Origin of the sequence: Luteimonas aestuarii (genome assembly GCF_004357985.1) — a bacterium.
In the GTDB taxonomy this organism is placed as follows: Bacteria; Pseudomonadota; Gammaproteobacteria; order Xanthomonadales; family Xanthomonadaceae; genus Luteimonas; species Luteimonas aestuarii.
Window position 1 is genome coordinate 25720 of sequence record NZ_SMTF01000016.1, and the last position, 16946, is coordinate 42665.

At 69.2% G+C, this 16946-nt stretch carries 16 protein-coding genes; 6 read left to right on the plus strand and 10 right to left on the minus strand.

Features of this window, described 5'->3' with window-relative positions; translation table 11 throughout:
• Positions 1–59 precede the first annotated feature (59 nt).
• Positions 60–1013: a glutaminase gene (locus E2F46_RS14835; RefSeq protein ID WP_133323362.1), complete on the plus strand. Its 954-nt coding sequence runs from the start codon at positions 60–62 to the stop codon at positions 1011–1013.
• Between the two features lie 13 nt (positions 1014–1026).
• Here the strand turns inward: E2F46_RS14835 and trmY are convergent, their stop codons facing one another.
• From trmY to E2F46_RS17510, 3 genes are all read right to left on the minus strand, one after another.
• Positions 1027–1620: a tRNA (pseudouridine(54)-N(1))-methyltransferase TrmY gene (gene trmY, locus E2F46_RS14840; RefSeq protein WP_133323363.1), complete on the minus strand. Its 594-nt coding sequence runs from the start codon at positions 1618–1620 to the stop codon at positions 1027–1029.
• 87 nt (positions 1621–1707) lie between these two features.
• Positions 1708–2184: a YaiI/YqxD family protein gene (locus E2F46_RS14845; RefSeq protein ID WP_133323364.1), complete on the minus strand. Its 477-nt coding sequence runs from the start codon at positions 2182–2184 to the stop codon at positions 1708–1710.
• Positions 2181–2390 carry a hypothetical protein gene (locus E2F46_RS17510; RefSeq protein WP_165967488.1) on the minus strand — a complete coding sequence of 70 codons (210 nt, stop codon included), beginning with the start codon at positions 2388–2390 and terminating at the stop codon, positions 2181–2183. The genes E2F46_RS14845 and E2F46_RS17510 overlap by 4 nt, the downstream gene beginning before the upstream one ends.
• Before the next feature lie 24 nt (positions 2391–2414).
• Here E2F46_RS17510 and E2F46_RS14850 point away from each other — a divergent pair, with 24 nt between their 5' ends.
• Positions 2415–3851: a PhoX family protein gene (locus E2F46_RS14850; protein WP_207949604.1), complete on the plus strand. Its 1437-nt coding sequence runs from the start codon at positions 2415–2417 to the stop codon at positions 3849–3851.
• Between the two features lie 45 nt (positions 3852–3896).
• On the opposite strand, the gene E2F46_RS17515 is transcribed toward E2F46_RS14850, so the two are convergent.
• The 4 genes from E2F46_RS17515 to imuA form a co-directional block, all read right to left on the minus strand.
• Positions 3897–4061, minus strand: coding sequence for a hypothetical protein (locus E2F46_RS17515; protein WP_165967493.1), 165 nt, complete (start codon positions 4059–4061; stop codon positions 3897–3899).
• A 252-nt stretch (positions 4062–4313) separates the two neighbouring features.
• Entirely contained in the window at positions 4314–7385 is a 3072-nt protein-coding gene (locus E2F46_RS14855; RefSeq protein ID WP_133323365.1) for an error-prone DNA polymerase, read from the minus strand.
• On the minus strand, positions 7382–8785 hold the full coding sequence (locus E2F46_RS14860) for a Y-family DNA polymerase (protein ID WP_133323366.1): 1404 nt from the start codon (positions 8783–8785) through the stop codon (positions 7382–7384). The genes E2F46_RS14855 and E2F46_RS14860 overlap by 4 nt, the downstream gene beginning before the upstream one ends.
• Before the next feature lie 6 nt (positions 8786–8791).
• Entirely contained in the window at positions 8792–9403 is a 612-nt protein-coding gene (gene imuA / locus E2F46_RS14865) for a translesion DNA synthesis-associated protein ImuA (RefSeq protein WP_133323367.1), read from the minus strand.
• 432 nt (positions 9404–9835) lie between these two features.
• Between imuA and E2F46_RS14870 the strand changes: the two genes are divergently transcribed.
• The 4 genes from E2F46_RS14870 to E2F46_RS14885 all read left to right on the plus strand — a co-directional run bounded on the left by E2F46_RS14870 (position 9836) and on the right by E2F46_RS14885 (position 14808).
• Positions 9836–10141: a hypothetical protein gene (locus E2F46_RS14870; RefSeq protein WP_133323368.1), complete on the plus strand. Its 306-nt coding sequence runs from the start codon at positions 9836–9838 to the stop codon at positions 10139–10141.
• Positions 10138–11109 carry a GGDEF domain-containing protein gene (locus E2F46_RS14875; protein WP_133323369.1) on the plus strand — a complete coding sequence of 324 codons (972 nt, stop codon included), beginning with the start codon at positions 10138–10140 and terminating at the stop codon, positions 11107–11109. Before E2F46_RS14870 ends, E2F46_RS14875 begins: the two co-directional genes overlap by 4 nt.
• Before the next feature lie 123 nt (positions 11110–11232).
• On the plus strand, positions 11233–12789 hold the full coding sequence (locus E2F46_RS14880; RefSeq protein ID WP_133323423.1) for a protein adenylyltransferase SelO: 1557 nt from the start codon (positions 11233–11235) through the stop codon (positions 12787–12789).
• A 120-nt stretch (positions 12790–12909) separates the two neighbouring features.
• Entirely contained in the window at positions 12910–14808 is a 1899-nt protein-coding gene (locus tag E2F46_RS14885) for an ATP-binding cassette domain-containing protein (protein WP_133323370.1), read from the plus strand.
• A gap of 492 nt (positions 14809–15300) precedes the next feature.
• Here E2F46_RS14885 and E2F46_RS14890 read toward each other — a convergent pair whose 3' ends face one another.
• The 3 genes from E2F46_RS14890 to E2F46_RS14900 are packed head-to-tail and all read right to left on the minus strand — an operon-like array spanning position 15301 to position 16926.
• Entirely contained in the window at positions 15301–15762 is a 462-nt protein-coding gene (locus E2F46_RS14890) for a barstar family protein (protein WP_133323371.1), read from the minus strand.
• Positions 15759–16205 (minus strand): guanyl-specific ribonuclease, encoded by a 447-nt coding sequence (locus tag E2F46_RS14895; protein WP_133323372.1) that lies wholly within the window; start codon positions 16203–16205, stop codon positions 15759–15761. Before E2F46_RS14895 ends, E2F46_RS14890 begins: the two co-directional genes overlap by 4 nt.
• Positions 16206–16233: 28 nt before the next feature.
• Complete coding sequence (locus tag E2F46_RS14900) at positions 16234–16926, minus strand: COG3650 family protein (RefSeq protein WP_133323373.1); 693 nt, start codon at positions 16924–16926, stop codon at positions 16234–16236.
• Between the last annotated feature and the right edge of the window lie 20 nt (positions 16927–16946).

Genomic DNA, 16946 nt, shown 5'->3' on the forward strand with positions numbered 1-16946 from the left:
GTTGCGTTGCGCCCCGGCCGCTACAGTGCTGCGTCCGCCTTCGCAGCACGGGACGCCGCATGCGCAAGCCACCGCAGAACCCGCACGACCTCAGCCGGCACGACCTGGACGACATCCTCGGCACGATCAACGACGAGGCGCGCCAGCGCTTCGGCGAGGGCAAGGTGGCCGATTACATTCCGTCGCTGGCCGACGTGCCGGCCGATCGCTTCGGCATGGCGCTGGCGCTTCCGGATGGCACGGTGCACGCGTGCGGTGATGCGCGCGAGCGATTCTCCATCCAGAGCGTGTCCAAGGTATTCACGCTGACCCTGGCGCTGGAAGCCATCGGCGACGACCTGTGGAAACGCGTGGATCGCGAGCCCTCCGGCGACCCCTTCAATTCGCTGGTGCAGCTGGAGTACGAAAAAGGCATCCCGCGCAACCCGTTCATGAACGCCGGTGCGCTGGTGACGGCAGACGTGGTGCTCTCGAGCTTCGACGATGCCGAAGCCACCTTGCTGGACTTCATGCGCGCGCGCTCGGGCAATCCCGAGGTGGGCTCGGACGACGTGGTCGCCAGGTCCGAGCGCAAGAGCGGCTACCGCAACGTGGCCATGGCCAACTTCATCCGCAGCTACGACAACCTCCACAACGACGTGCAGCAGGTGCTGGACTTCTATTACCTGCAGTGCGCGCTGCGGATGGATTGCGTCGACCTGGCGCGAAGCGTGCAGTACCTGGCCGATGCCGGGCGCTGCGCGTCGTCGGGCGTGCAGGTCACCAGCGCCGAGGGCGCCACGCGGATCAATTCGGTGATGATGACCGCGGGCACCTACGACGCCGCCGGCGACTTCGCCTACTACGTCGGGCTGCCTGCCAAAAGCGGCGTGGGCGGCGGCATCGTCGCGGTCGTGCCGCATGTCATGGGATTGTGCGTGTGGTCGCCGGCGCTGGACGAGAAGGGCAACTCACTGCTCGGGCGGTATGCCCTGCATCGCCTCACGCGCATGACGGGGCTATCGGTGTTCTGAGGGCCGCGCATCCTCAGCGCTGGTCCAGTGCGTGGTGGATCAGCACCACGCATTGCGAGGCGAACAGCATCGTCGGACCCAACGACACCTTCCGGGCGCCGAGGCGCTCGAGGCCTGGAATGGTCTTTTTCGGCATCGGGATGTGGTCGGTCAGCAGGAAGCAGGGCTTGTCCGCGAAGGCCTGTTGGTGGATCGGGGTGCCCTTGCGGTCCATCAGGAACAGCTGGTGGTCCTCGGCGAGCTGTTGCACCAGCCGCTCGAAGCTCAGGGTCTGCACGTTGATGCCGGGTTCGACGGATCGCGCGTCCTCCTTGCCCATGCCGATGGAGGCATCCAGCGCCTTGCAGACCTTTGACAGCAGGTTGCGCTCGTCGAAGCCGCCGATGTCGCGCAGGGCATCCGCCTCGAAGCGGATCGTGCGGGAGTAATCGTGGGTGCTCTCCAGCACCAGGTACACCACCACCTGCGGACGATGCGATTGCGCCACGAAGATCGCGTTCATCAGCGTGTGCGCGAGGATCTCGGCATGCGCATCCCTGCCCACGGACTCCAGCAGCTTGCGGCTGTCGGTCGGGGCGGCACGGGCGCGCAGGACGAAGGTTCGCATCGAGGCAATATCGGAGGGCGGCGGCGTTTGATTGTGGCGACGCGACTTGCCGCCGGCAATCCGCGACGCCTGTCGGCGGCCGCGGCATCAACGGCGCGGTCGCCGCGCCAGCCAGCCGTCGAGTTGATTGGCGAAGGCCTGCCGGTCGCGCGCATTGAACGCGGCCGGTCCGCCGGTCTGCACGCCGGCACCGCGGAGTTCTTCCATGAAGTTGCGCACGGACAGGCGCTCGGCGATGTTGTCGGGGGTGAAGCGCTGGCCGCGCGGGTCGATGGCCTCGGCGCCCTTGGCGATCACGCGCGACGCCAGCGGGATGTCCTGGGTGACGACGAGGTCGCCGGGGCCCGCGCGTTCGGCGATGGCGTCGTCTGCCGCATCGAAGCCGCCCTGCACCTGCAGTGCGCGGATCACGCGCGAACCCGGCGTGCGCAGCCACTGGTTGGCCACCAGCGTCACCGGCACCTGCGCGCGCTCGGCGGCGCGGAACAGGATCTCCTTGACCGGCCCCGGGCAGGCGTCGGCATCCACCCACACCTGCGGCGAGCGCGGCGGCGCGTCGCTCATTCCTGCGGCGGCGTGGCCGCCTTGGCCTCGCGTTCGGCGCGTTTCTTCGCGTCCTTTTCGTCCTGCTTCTTTTTCTTGGCGAGTTCGCGCTGGCGCTTTTCGAAGGAATAGTTGGGCTTGGCCATGGAGGCTCCGCGGTGGATTGAGCCTGCAGTGTACGCGGTGGGGCTTGCCGGATCTTCGCGTGCAACGCGGCGACGTGTCATCTGCGTTGTGTACGCTGGCAGTATGTGCCGACCAACGAGACGGGGTTCCTGATGCACGACGACACGCCACTGCTATCGCGCCGCCGACTGCTCAAGGCCGGCGGCATGGGGCTGGGCATGGCAAGCCTGGGCCTGTCGCCGGTGGGTCGCCTGCTGGCGCAGGCCGGGAGCACCTCGCGGATGCACGCAGGCTACGGGCCGTTGCAGACCGCGCACGACCTCAACACCGGCCTGCCGCTGCTGCAGTTGCCCGAGGGGTTCCGCTACACCACGTTCGGCTGGGCGGGCGAAGCCCTGGCGGGCGACATCGCCTGTCCGAACAAGCACGACGGCATGGGCGTGGTGGCGGGCGAGGGCAGCGTGGTCACGCTGGTGCGCAACCACGAAGTGGGCGCGGCGCCGGGCGGCAGCTTCGCGCCGGCAGGCGCCACCTGGGATGCCGACTGCGCCGGTGGCACCACCACCTTGCGCTTCGATACCGCCTCCGGGCGCATGGTGGATGCGCGACCGTCGCTGTCGGGCACGCTGGTGAACTGCGCCGGTGGCGTGACGCCATGGGGCACCTGGTTGTCCTGCGAGGAAATCGTGCTGACCCGCGGGCAGAAGGTGCCGATCGGCCCGGACTACATCCACGAGATGAAGCAGTCGCACGGCTACGTGTTCGAGGTGCCGGCCGACGGCCTGTCGAGCGCGGAACCGATCGTGGCGATGGGGCGCTTCAAGCACGAGGCGGCGACGATCGATCCGCGCACCGGCATCGTCTACCAGACCGAGGACGGCCATCGCCGCGCCGGCTTCTACCGCATGCTGCCCGCGGTGCCCGGCGAGCTGCTGCGTGGCGGCCGCCTGCAGATGCTCAAGGCGGTGGGTGCGCCGGACCTGCGCCGCGGGCGCCGACAGGGCGAACGGCTGAAGGTGGCGTGGGTGGAGATCGAGCATCCCGACCAAGGCGCCGATGACGACAGCCCCACGCGCGACGAAGGCGTGGTGGCGCAGGGCGTGGCCGGTGGCGGCTCGGTGTTCACCCGGCTGGAAGGTTGCATCTTCGGCGACGGCCGCGTGTTCTTCACCTCGACCGACGGCGGCGACGCGCGGTGCGGCCAGGTGTGGGCCTACCACCCGGACAGCGAAATGCTCGAGCTGGTGTTCGAATCGCCCGATCCGCGGGTGCTGGACTATCCCGACAACGTGGTGCTCAGCCCGCGCGGTGGGCTGGTGATCTGCGAGGACTCAGGCCAGCCGGTGCAACGCCTGTACGGCATGACCGGCGAAGGCGGGTTGTTCGAGTTCTGCCGCAGCGCGGTGGTGCTGGACGGGCAGGGCGGCTTCAGCGGCGATTTCCGCGGCGCCGAATGGGCGGGCGCCTGCTTCTCGCCCGACGGCAAGTGGCTGTTCGCGAACGTGTACACGCCCGGTTTCACGGTGGCGATCACCGGGCCATGGCGCGAGGGCTTGATCTAGGCGCGACCGGCGGCACGCCATGCGATGCATGCGCGCCGCACCGGGTCAGGCGGACGGCCCGACGAAGACCTGCATGACGGCCACCACCAGGATGGCGGCGAACAGGCCCAGCAGTGCCAGCAGGCCCCAGCGCAGCAGGCGGCTGCGGCGCTGGGGCGGCAAGGGTGCGTGGTCGCGATGGGGCGGGGCGGGCTTGTGGTTGTCGGTCATGCGGACAGCATGCAGGGCGGGTCGTCGCGTGCAGGTGAATCGATGCGCGCCGGTGACCTCCATCGCTCGTCAGCGTGATCCCCGCCTGCGCGGGGAAGCGGTCAATGGCGGCGTTTCCACAAGTGGCGAGCGCGACCGCATCGGCCGGCGGATGCAAGTGGTTTGCGCAGGCCGTGCTTCGGCAAGGCCATGTCCAATGAATGGCCGTGGACAGGGAAGATCGTGCCTCGGGAAACGGGCAACCAGCACGCGCTAGCGGAAATCCCGGCTCTTCGCCTGCGTGCCGGCCAGCAGGGCGTCGGCGTTTTCCATGCGTTGAACGATCAGGTGCTGCACGCCTTCGCTGCGTTCGAGCCGCGCATCGATCGCCAGCAGTTGGCTTTCCACGAGTACGCGGTGCTGGCGTTCGGCGACGTGGCGCCAGACCACGGCGTTGACCATGCCGTCCTCGTCCTCCAGCGTCAGGAAGGTCACGCCGCTGGCGGTTTCCGGTCGCTGCCGCAGGCGCACGATGCCGGCGAACCTGACGCTGCGGCCGTGCGGGATGTCGACCAGTTCGCCTGAGCGACGGAAACGCCGCGCCTGCAGTTGCCGTCGCAGGAAGGACATCGGGTGCCGGCCGAGCGTCAACGCCGTACTGCCGTAGTCGGCCTGCATGTCCTCGAACGGCGTGGGCACCGGCAGCGTGGGCGCGGGCTCGGGCGTGGCCGGCAGCCCGTCGAACAGCGGCAGCGGCTTCTCGACGCCACTGACCGCCCAGCGCGAACGATGGCGATGGCCGGCAAGTCCCTTCAGCGCACCGGCATCGGCCAGCAATGCCTGGTGCCGCCGGTCGAGGCGCGCCCGCATGCACAGGTCGGCCACGTCGTCGAAGGCGCGCTGGCATCGCGCGGCGCTGATCCGCCCGGCCACGTCCTGGCGGAAGCCCGACACCAGGCGCAGGCCCAGGCGGATGGCCGGCTTGCCGCTGGCGTCGACGTGGGCCAGCGTGCAGTCCCAGTCGCTATGGCGTACATCGACAGGTAATACGCGGATGCCGTGCCGGCGCGCATCCTGCAGGATCTGGTCGTTGGTGTAGAAGCCCAGCGGCTGGCTGTTGATGAGGCTTGCGGCGAATGCGGCCGGTTCGTGGCATTTCAGCCAGCAACTCGCGTAGGTGATCAGCGCGAAGCTTGCGGCGTGGCTTTCGGGAAAGCCGTAGCTGCCGAAGCCCTTGATCTGGTCGAAGATGCGTTCGGCGTAGGCCTGTGTGTAGCCGTTGGCCAGCATCCCGTCCATCAGCCGCTGCCGGTGCGGCTCGAGGCCGCCGCGTCGTTTCCACGCGGCCATCGAGCGACGCAGCTGGTCGGCCTCGCCGGGGGTGAACCCGGCCGCATCCACCGCCAGCTGCATCACCTGCTCCTGGAACAGAGGCACGCCCAGCGTGCGCTTGAACACGTGCTCGAGTCGCGCTGGATAGTCGATGGGCTCCTCGCCACGGCGGCGGCGCAGGTAGGGATGCACCATGTCGCCCTGGATCGGCCCCGGGCGCACGATGGCGACTTCGATCACCAGGTCGTAGAAGGTCTTCGGCCGCATCCGCGGCAACATCGCCATCTGCGCGCGCGATTCGATCTGGAACACGCCCACGGTATCGGCCTTGCCGATCATCGCGTAGGTGGCTGCATCCTCGGCGGGAATCGTCGCGACCGTCAGGTCGCGGCGGCCGCTGGCCCGCAACAGGTCCAGGCACTTGCGTACCGCGGTCAGCATGCCCAGCGCCAGGCAGTCGACCTTCATCAGGCCCAGCACGTCCAGGTCGTCCTTGTCCCACTGGATGACGGTGCGGTCGGCCATCGCCGCGTTTTCCACCGGCACCAGCGTGTGCAGGGGGTGTTCGGAGATCACGAACCCGCCGGGATGCTGCGACAGGTGCCTTGGGAAGTCGATCAGTTCGCCGGTCAGTGCCAGGACGCGGCGCATCAGTGGCGAATCCGGGTCGAAGCCGCGTTCGCGCAGCGAGGCGGGTGTTGGCGCGTGGACACTCCAGTTCGACAGGGTGGCCGCCAGTGCGTTGACCTGGTCCGGCGGCAGGCCCAGTGCCTTGGCCACGTCGCGCACGGCGCTGCGTCCGCGGTAACTGATGGCCACGGCGGTCAGCGCCGCACGTTCCCGGCCGTAGCGCGCGAATACGTACTGCAGCACTTCCTCGCGCCGCTCGTGTTCGAAATCGATGTCGATGTCCGGCGGTTCGTTGCGCTCGCGCGACAGGAAGCGTTCGAACAGCAACTGGGTGCGCGAGGGGTCGATCTCGGTCACGCCCAGCGCGTAGCACACCGCGGAGTTGGCCGCCGAGCCGCGGCCCTGGCAGAGGATGCCGCGGCTGCGCGCGAAACGCACGATGTCGTGCACGGTGAGGAAATAGGACTCGTAGGACAGGTCGGCGATCAGCGCGAGCTCATGTTCGATGAGTTTGCGGGCAGCGCCCGGCACGCCCCGGGGCCAGCGCCAGGCCGTGCCTTCCTCGGTGAGCTGGCGCAGCCAGGTGGTCGGTGTGTGCCCATCGGGCACCAGTTCGCGCGGATAGGTGTAGCGCAACTGGTCCAGGTTGAAGCTGCAACGTCCGGCGATGCGCAGGGTTTCGGCCAGCAGGTCGCCGGGGTAGGTGTCCGACAGCGCATCCAGCGTGCGCAGGTGTCGCTCGCCATTGGGAAACAGGCGCCATCCGGCTTCGGCCAGCGTGCAGCGGTGGCGGATCGCGGTCAGCGTGTCCTGCAGGGCGCGTCGCCGGCGCAGGTGCATGTGCACGTCGCCGCAGGCCACCAACGGTACCTGCAATCGCGCGGACAGCGTACGCAACGCCTCGACGCGCGCGCCATCGTCGGCGCCGCGGTGCAGTTCGACCGCCAGCCACAGCCGGTCCGGGAATCGGCCGCGCAACCAGTCGATATCGCTTTCACTGGTCGCCTGCGCGTCGCAGAGCAGGCAGCACAGGCCTTCGACCTGTCGTGGGTAGTCCTCGCGCAGCGAACGGTACTTGCCCTTCGGTGCGCGCCGGCGGGCGAGGGTGACCAGCTGGCACAGCAGGGTGTAGCCGGCCTGCGTCTCGCAGAGCAGCACCAGCTTGGGGCCGCCCTCGACCTGCATCTCGGCACCCACCACCAGCGGCACGCCATGCGCCTTCGACGCTTCGTGTGCGCGCACGATGCCGGCCAGCGAGCATTCGTCGGTGATGGCCAGCGCCGCGTAGCCGTTGGCCTTCGCACGTGCGAACAGTTCGCCTGCGGTGGAAGCGCCGCGCTGGAACGAGAACGCGGACAAGCAGTGGAGTTCGGCGTAGCTCATGCGAACCAGCCGTGCAGCAGCAGCGGATCGGACTGGCCTGCTGGCGTGAACGCCCAGGCGCGTTGCCCCTCGCGGGTTTCGACGACGTAGTAGTCGCGGCGCACGTCGCCGTTGTCCCACCAGCCCGATTCGATGCGTTCCGGCCCGGAGACGATACGCACCTGTCCACGCAGCGGCATCGGTTGCGGCAACAGCCATGCCGGCCGTTCCGGGAATCGTGCCGGCAACACGGCCTGTGCGGCGTGGTGGGTGGCCTGCTCCGGGCGGTGTTCGGCACGCAGGGACAAGGGGCGGACCGCATTGTCGCCCAGCCGCGCGCGCAGGCGCTCGCGCAGCTGCTCCCACGGGATCGCCTGTTGCGGACGGGTGTCGAAGAGATCGCGCGCGGCGGGTACGAACGTGGGCGGGTGATCTGCGTGCAATCGCAGCCCGCGCACCGCGGCGGGCAGGCGCACGTGGTCCAGGCGGCTGCGCACCAGGTCGAACAGCACGCTGGCGTCGCGTTCGGGGGCAAGCAGGCCCACCACCAGTTCGGAATCCGCATGCCGCTCGTGCTCGAAGTGCACGATGAATCGCTGCACGCCGCCATCGCGTGAACACAGGAATGCGGCCAGGTCCGCGGTCATGCGCCGCAGCGGGAACAGCAGCGCCTGCGAGGATTCGATCTCGTGGTCGAAGCCGATGCGCGATTCGAACCGGTCCGGCGGCTGGAACAGGGTGAGCGGCGGCACCTGCAGGCCGCGCATGGCATCGAGGTGGCGTAGCACGTCGGGCGGGAACCGCCGGGCCAGGCTCTCGCGCGGCAGGGCGAACACCGGTTGCAGGCTGCGCAGCCCGGAGCGCGCCAGCGCTGCCGTGACCTCGCCGGGCAGGCCGCTGCGTTCGACCGGGATCTGGCCGAGCGCGCGTTCCAGCCGCGAGGCATCGATCCCGATGCCATCGTGCAGGTTGGCCAGCGCACGCGCGGCGAACGGATTGGGTGCGGCCGCCAGTCGATGACGGAAACCCAGCCCGGTCAATTCCGTCCGCAGGCGGCGCTCGATGGCCGGCCAGTCGCCGAACAGGGCGCGGCTGGCCGCGATCTCCAGCACCAGCGTGTGCGGGAAATCGAGGCTGACCTGGGAACTGAAGCCGTAGGCCCAGGTGGCGAGCAACTGCCGCGCCGCGGTTTCGTCGATGGGGTCGTATTCGCAGGTTTCGAAATCGCGCGTCAGCACCTGTGCCGCCGACAGCAGCATCCCCCTGCGTAGCCCCAGTCGACGCGCCGACGGGCTGGCCGCATGCAGCACCCGCCGTTGTGCCGGGCCGGTGACCAGCGCCAGTGCGATCGACGGGTCGGGCTGGCGCCGCAGGACGGCATCCAGCGCCAGGTGTGGCAGCAGTACGCAGGCCCAGCGCATCGCGGCTCAATGCGACAGGGCCACGACGCGCGGCGGCACCGCGGCGCCCCGGCACTTGAGCACGCGCACCTGGTGGTTGGCATCGACCAGCAGGCGTAGGGCCGCGGGCGACGGATTGCGGGCTTCCCGCGCATCGCGGAATGCGAACCCCAGGCAGCGGCCACCCTCTGCGGCAACCTGCAGGCGGCGCAGGGCACGATCATCCACCTTGCGCGGCCAGCACAACACCGCGCCGCAGGCTGCCGAGCGCAGGCATTGCTCGGCCGCCCACAGTGCATCCCGTGGCGTGGCATCGATGCATTGCACATGGCGCAGGTCCAGCCCGGCTCGGGCCCAGGCCGGGGCATGGGCCAGATAGGGCGGTGCGACCAATGCCACGGGCATGCCGGCGGCCGCCAGCCGCGCCAGGGCGGGCAGCACCAGTCCAATCTCGCCCAGGCCATCGGCCGCGAACAGCACCTCGCTCAACGCCGCCTCGGGCCAGCCGCCGCCGGGGAGCAGAGCGTCGAGTGCCGGCCAGCCTGTCGGGTGCGCCGCCGCCACGGCAGCGGCCGTGGCCTGTCCGCGCCACACGGTGCGCGCTTCCAGCAGCTGGTCCAACGCCACCACCGCGCCCATCAGCCTGTCCTCCGATGGCCGGCAAGGGCGGTGACGGAATGCGGGGACGGCAGCATGGCGGCAAGTCTCGGGAGCGGGCGGATCACCGCCTGAGACAGCCCATCCTACCGGGAATTAGTATAATTACTAATTCCCCTGTCGCCGCGCGCACTTACGCCACGGTCATCAACGTGGACTGGCGATATGCGCCGCAACCCCCTGCATCAGGCGCCATCGCGTCATGCCGAGCGAGCCCCGGCAACGGCAACGGCAGCGGGTGCGCGTGTCTTCGCCGACGGGTCATCCGGGCTGGATCGCCGCGCGGCGGCGGAGCAGGTGGTGTTGATCCACGTCGTCGTGCGCGCTTTCATGACGCGACGTGTCATGCCTGCGCCAGGATAAGGCGACGCAAGTCACGCAACTGGTCGGCACGAAGCTTGCTTCAAGCCGGATATGGAATCCCGTCATCCCCAACGCCCGCAATGGACCGACCGACTGCAGGTGGCCGTCTTGCAGGTGGCCCTGGTGCTTGCCTTGCTGTTCGCGTTCAACGGCAGCGGGCGCGCGCAGGGCGTCGAGACGGGCGCATGCAACGAAACACGAGCAACCATGGCAATGCCTGAAGCCCACCCCTGTCTTCCAACCCACCTGCCCGCAGCGGCGGGCATCGCTGCAACTCTCGCCGTGCAACCGGCTGCGGTTCACCCGTGCAACATCGCCCGGCGGGTGGACGTCCGCGCCTGGCGGCACGAGGCATGAGCGCACCTGCGATCAGGGCCCGGGAGGATGTTCCAACGACGCAGGACGCCTTCGCCGAAAACCCCGACGTCTACAAGACCCTGCTTGAGTCCACCCGGGCGATCCCGTGGCAGATCGACTGGGCCAGCATGCGCTTCGCCTATATCGGGCCGCAGATCGAGGCATTGTTGGGGTGGGAGCAGGGCAGCTGGCGTACGGTCGACGACTGGGTGGCACGCATGCACCCGGATGACCGCGAGCGCGTGGTGGGCTACTGCGTGTCGCAATCCCGGGCGGGCATCGACCACGAGGCCGATTACCGCGCACTGACGCGCGATGGCGACTACGTCTGGATCCGCGACGTGGTCCACGTGGTGCGCAATGCGCAAGGCGTGGTCGACTCGCTGATCGGCTTCATGTTCGACATCAGCGAACGCAAGCGGGCCGAAGAGGAGTTGCTGCGCCTGCACCGGGAGCTCGAAGAGCTGTCGCTGACCGATGGCTTGACCGGCATCGCCAACCGCCGTCGTTTCGACCAGCGCCTGGCGGCGGAATGGCGCGCGGCACGGCGCAGCCGGCAACCGTTGTCGCTGGTAGTGCTGGACATCGACCACTTCAAGCAGTTCAACGATGCCCATGGCCATGTCGCCGGCGATGATTGCCTCACGCGCATCGCAACCATGCTGGGCGGGATCGCCAAGCGCCCGCGTGACGTGGTGGCGCGCTTCGGCGGCGAGGAGTTCATCCTCCTGCTGCCCGAGACCGACGCCACCGCAGCCTGGGACTTGGCGACGGAATGCATGGTGCGGATCGAGGCGTTGGGCATCACGCATGGCGGACGCGACGCCGGGGCCCTGGTGACGGCAAGCCTGGGCGTCGGCACTGCCTATGTGGACGGCAAGGCGACGGCGCGGGACTTCCTGCAGGCGGTGGATGCCCGCCTGTATGCCGCCAAGCGTGGCGGGCGAAACCGGATCGAGGTGCTGTAGCTCAACGGCGTCACCCTGGTTTGCGTGCAAGGCCGGATGCGACGGTGCGGATGGCTTGTGTACCGGATGCAATGGCGCCATCTGTACAGTGACTTGCCGCTGCCATGCCCGACGTAGATGAGCCTGCCTGCATTGCACTTCGACAACCGATGGCTGCGTGAGCTGCCCGGCGATCCCGAGGCCGGCCCACGCCTGCGCCAGGTGCCTGCACTGTGGTCGCGGGTGGCGCCGACGCCGGTCGCCGCGCCGCGTCTCCTCGCGCATTCGCGCGAGGTGGCGGCGGAGCTGGGCTTCAGCGATGCGGACATTGCCTCGCAAGCCTTTGCCGATGTGTTCGGCGGCAATGCGCTGCTACCCGGGATGGACCCGTATGCCACCAACTACGGCGGCCACCAGTTCGGCCACTGGGCCGGGCAACTGGGCGACGGGCGGGCGATCACATTGGGCGAAGCCGTCACCGCGGACGGCGGGCGGCGCGAACTGCAGCTCAAGGGCGCGGGGCGCACGCCGTATTCGCGCACGGCCGATGGTCGCGCGGTGCTGCGCTCGTCGCTGCGCGAGTTCCTGTGCAGCGAGGCGATGCACCACCTCGGCATTCCCACCACGCGCGCGCTGTCGCTGGTTTCGACCGGGGAAGACGTGGTGCGCGACATGTTCTACGACGGTCATCCCGAAGCCGAGCCGGGGGCCGTGGTGTGCCGCGTCGCGCCGTCGTTCACCCGCTTCGGCCATTTCGAACTGCCGTATGCGCGCGACGACGTGGCGCTGCTGAAACAACTGGCCGACTTCACCATCGCCCGCGACTTTCCGTGGCTGCAGGCCCATGGCCAGACGCTGTACGGCGACTGGTTCGCGGACATCTGCCGCCGCACCGCGGTGATGGTCGATGGCTGGATGCGCGTGGGCTTCGTGCATGGCGTGATGAACACCGACAACCTGTCCATCCTCGGCCTGACCATCGATTACGGCCCCTACGGCTGGATCGATGCCTACGATCCCGACTGGACGCCCAATACCACCGATGCACAGGGCCGCCGCTATCGTTTCGGCTGGCAGCCGCGCATCGCACAATGGAACCTGGTGCGACTGGCGCAGGCGCTGTCGCCGCTGTTCGAGGACCCGGCGCCCCTGCAGGCCGGGCTGGACGGGTATGCCGAAACGTACTCCGCTGCCGAGCGCGACACCATCGCGCGCAAGCTGGGGCTGGCCGAATGCCGCGACGAGGATGTCGCGCTGATGCACGACCTGCAGGCGCTGCTGCAGGTGGCGGAAGTGGACATGGCGCTGTTCTTCCGCGCCTTGTCCGACGCCGACCCGGCCGCGACCACGCCGCAGGCCTTCGACGATGCGTTCTACGACGCCGGCAAGCGCGATGCGCACCGCGAAGCCTTCGCTGCGTGGCTGGCGCGCCATGCCGCGCGCGTGGCCGGGGATGGGTGGCCGATCGAGCTGCGCCGCGAACGGATGCGCGCCGCCAATCCGCGCTATGTGCTGCGCAACTACCTTGCGCAGCAGGCCATCGATGCCGCCACCGCGGGCGATGCGTCCGCCATCGACACCCTGCTTGGGGTCATGCGCCGCCCGTACGACGACCAGCCGGGACGCGAGGCCTTCGCTGCGAAACGCCCGGAATGGGCGCGCACCAAGGCAGGCTGTTCGATGCTCTCCTGCAGTTCGTAGGGCGGGCCCCGGCCCGCCATTGCATGCGTTCAGTCTGGCTGCGCCGTTCGCGGCACGCGACCACATCCTGTCCCGCGGGGTTTGCAACGGACCGCGGATCAAGCCCCGTACAATAACGCCATGCCCTTGATCACCCTGAATGCCGTCGACGTGGGCGTCGGCGGCCCGCTGCTGCTCGACCACGTCGATTTCGCCCTGGAACGCGGCGAACGCGTCGCCCTGATCGGCCGCAACGGCGCCGGCAAGTCGACCCTGTTGAAAGTGCTGGATGGCGAGGTGCGCGCCGACGATGGCGATATCCGCATCGAGGAAGGCGTGCGTGTGGCGCGGCTGGAACAGGAAGTGCCGGCCGGCGCCACCGGCAGCGTGTTCGACGTGGTGGCGGATGGCCTGGGCGAGGTCGGCGCATTGCTGGCCGAGTATCACCACCTCGCGCACGCCGAGGTGCTGGATGCCGATGCACTGGCCGCCGTGCAGCAGAAGATCGAACAGCACGACGGCTGGCGCGTGGACCAGCGCGTGGACGAGACGCTGCAGCGGCTGGAGCTGGATGGCGATGCCGTGTTCACCCGGCTGTCGGGCGGCATGAAGCGCCGCGTGCTGCTGGCGCGGGCGCTGGTCTCGGCGCCCGACGTGCTGCTGCTGGACGAGCCGACCAACCATCTCGACATCGAGGCGATCGACTGGCTGGAAGGGTTCCTGAAGGGCTGGCCCGGCGCGCTGGTGTTCGTGACCCACGACCGGCGCTTCCTGCGCGCGCTGGCGACGCGGATCGTCGAGATCGACCGTGGCCGGCTGACCAGCTGGCCCGGTGACTGGCACAACTACCAGCGTCGGCGCGAGGAGCGGCTGAACGCCGAAGCGCAGGAGAACGCGCGCTTCGACAAGCTGCTGGCGCAGGAAGAGGCGTGGATCCGCCAGGGCATCAAGGCGCGCCGCACGCGCGACGAAGGCCGCGTGCGCCGGCTCAAGCAGATGCGCTCCGAGCGCGCGCAGCGCCGCGAGCTGTCGGGCAACGTGCGCATGGAAACCGCCAGTGCGGGTGCCTCCGGCAAGAAGGTGGTGGAGGCGCGGGACGTCTCCTTCGGGTTCGACGGCCGCAAGCTGGTGCGCGATTTCTCCACCACCATCGTGCGCGGCGACCGCATCGGCCTGATCGGTCCCAACGGCAGCGGCAAGACCACGCTGCTGAAGCTGCTGCTGGGAGAACTGGCGCCGCAGTCGGGCGAGGTGAAGACGGGCACGCAGCTGCAGGTGGCGTACTTCGACCAGTACCGCGCCACGCTGCGCGAGGACTGGAACGCGCTGGAGAACGTGGCCGAGGGGCAGGAGTCGGTCGAGATCAACGGCAAGCGCAAGCACGTGATCGGCTACCTGCAGGACTTCCTGTTCACGCCGGAGCGTGCGCGCGCGCCGATCACGCGCCTGTCCGGCGGCGAGCGCAACCGCCTGCTGCTGGCCAAGCTCTTCGCGCAGCCGTCGAACCTGCTGGTGATGGACGAACCCACCAACGACCTGGACGTGGAAACGCTGGAGCTGCTGGAGGAATTGCTGGCCGAGTATCCCGGCACGCTGCTGCTGGTCAGCCACGACCGCGACTTCCTCGACAACGTGGTGACGTCCACGCTGGTGATGGAGGGCGATGGGCGCGTGGGCGAGTACGTGGGCGGCTACGAGGACTGGCTGCGGCAGCGACCGGCCGACGAGGCGCCAAGGGCAACGGTGCAGCAGAAGAACGCGGTGCCCGGCCCCGCCGAAGCCGCACCGATCCCGGCGCCAGCACCAGCGGCTGCGGCCAGGCGCAAGCTCAGCTACAAGGAAACGCGCGAGCTGGAACAGCTGCCGGCGCGCATCGAAACGCTGGAGGCGGAGATCGCGGCGCTGGTCGAGGCCATGAACGATCCGGCCTTTTTCCAGCGCGATGTCGCCGCGGTCACCGCGGACAACGCACGGATGGCCGAACTGCAGCAGTCGCTGGACGAGGCCTACGCACGCTGGGCGGAACTCGACGCGGGTTGATCGTGGCGCGCGCAAGCGTGCAAGCGTGCAAGCATGGCTTGCAGGTTCGCGTGTGCCGATGCACGTGGCCTGGCATCGGTAACCACATCCGCTGGCGTTATGGAGCGCACGCCAGCTAGCGTTCCTGGTCGGCCTGGAAGCAAAAGGCCGGGGGTGGTTCCGTGGCGGCCCAGCTCCGGTATCGCCGCAAGTCGCGGCCCGATATCCGCTTGGTTGCGGCGACACCGGAGCTGCGCCGGAAAGATTTCCGGCTGGTCCTGCGCCCAAGCCATGTGCGCTGGAGCTTGTTTGCTTTTCGACCGGCGCGTGAAGAACGTCGAAGCGCCTGCCGGCCACCGTGCCGACCAAGCGGATATCGGGTCGCGACTCGGCACGGTGGCCGGCAGGTACCACCGCGCAGCTCGGACCGGACTACCTTTGCGGATGGAGCAGCCCAACCATGGGAGCCGGTTCCCATCCGGTCGAGCGGAAAGTTGAACGAAGAGCCGGAGCTCAGGGCGCGTCGCCGGCCGACTGTTCGCGGGAGGCATCGAACTCCTCGTCCGGCAATCCCATGAACGCCCAGAACGGCGTGTCGGTACCGGCCCCTGACTCGACGGCCTCCTGCAGGATCGACAGCAGCATCTCGTAATCGTCGGGCGCGGCGTCGCGCAGGTCGGCGGCATCGGTGAAGAGCAGCGCGTGGCCGTTGGGGGCGTCGATCCAGCCCAGGTCGCGCAGGCGGTCGGACAGCGCGTCCCAGTTGCGGCCGGTCCCCACCGGGAAGTCCAGCGCCATCGACATGCGCAGCAGCAACGTCGCCTTGCCGGTGCAGTCGCGCAGGTCGACTTCGGTCGCATGCAGGCCGGCATCGCGCGCGGCGATGTCGAGCAGGGCGAGGTCGCTGGCGGGCACGGCATGCACGCCGGCCAGCGCCGGGTCGAACAGGCCCGGGTCGAAACCGGAATCGGTCATTGCAGGTCCTTCGGCGGATCGAACCGGCGGAAGCTGCCGTAGTGGTCGCCGGTGTAGTAGTAGACCGCGGGCGGCTGGCCGCCGGTGACGATGCGCCGTGCGCCGCGATGGCCCAGGCCGGGCGTCTCCACGGTGTACTCGCGATAGTAGCCGCGCGGTTGCTGCGGCAGGCGGCCTTCGCGGTTCTGGAACACGGTGCCGTCCTGGCGGTGCGGATGTGCCGCGCCGGTGGCGATGCGCTGCAGCACCGGCCGCGCCTCGGGAGGCAGGAACGCCGGCCAGTCGCTTGCACGTGCGGGGCGAACATCTCCGGCGGCGGGGATCGCGCCTCTTGTTTCCGTGGCATCCGATGATGTGGAGTCGGGACGCTGCAGCCACAGCGCGGCTGCCACCAGCATGATCGCCAGCAGCAACCATCGTGTGTGTGCGGGTTTGAGGCTCATGCCAGGCACCCGTCATGCGCCGTGGACGTCATCGGTCGAGGAAGGCGCCGCAACCGCGCAGCGTGCGCCCGCCCTCGGTCAGCGCGACGCTGGCCGGGTAGGTCTGGTCGCTCATGCCGTCGCTGCAATCGCCGGGGGTGACGGCCAATTCAAGCTGGGTGCCATCGCCGGCGGTGGCGGTGTAGCGGCTGCCGTCGGCGGCGGCCTCGACGTTCGTGGCTTCCAGCCGGCGCTCGCCGTAGTCGAGTTCGGCGCGCAGCACCGCGGCATCGCCACCATCGATTTCCACCATCCAGCCCGGCTCGGTGCCGATGGCGCGGAACGCGACGCCGCGTGCGCGCGCCTCGTCCCAGGGCGAGACGTCTTCGGTCGTGCTGCAGTCGAGCGGATCGGCGCCGGCCAGCGAGAAGGTGGCTGCGTCGCCCTTGTTCCAGAACACGGTGCCGTCGTCATCGGCGTAGCGGGCGCCCGAGGCGGCTTCGGCCTGTGGCAACACGCGGCGATGACCGGACCACGACAGCGTGGCGGTATCGGCGGCAGTGTCGAAATCCACGCCGACCAGCAGGTCGCCGCAGCGGAAATTGGCGGCGGTGGACTCGGCTGGCGCCACGTCGCCGCCCGCGGGCGTCGTGGTCTCGGCCGCGGGCGGACTGGACGGCGTGCAGGCGGTGGCGAGCAGTGCGGTGCCGAGCGTGGCAAGGCAAAGCGGAAGGACGCGCATGGCGGGCTCCTGCGGGGATG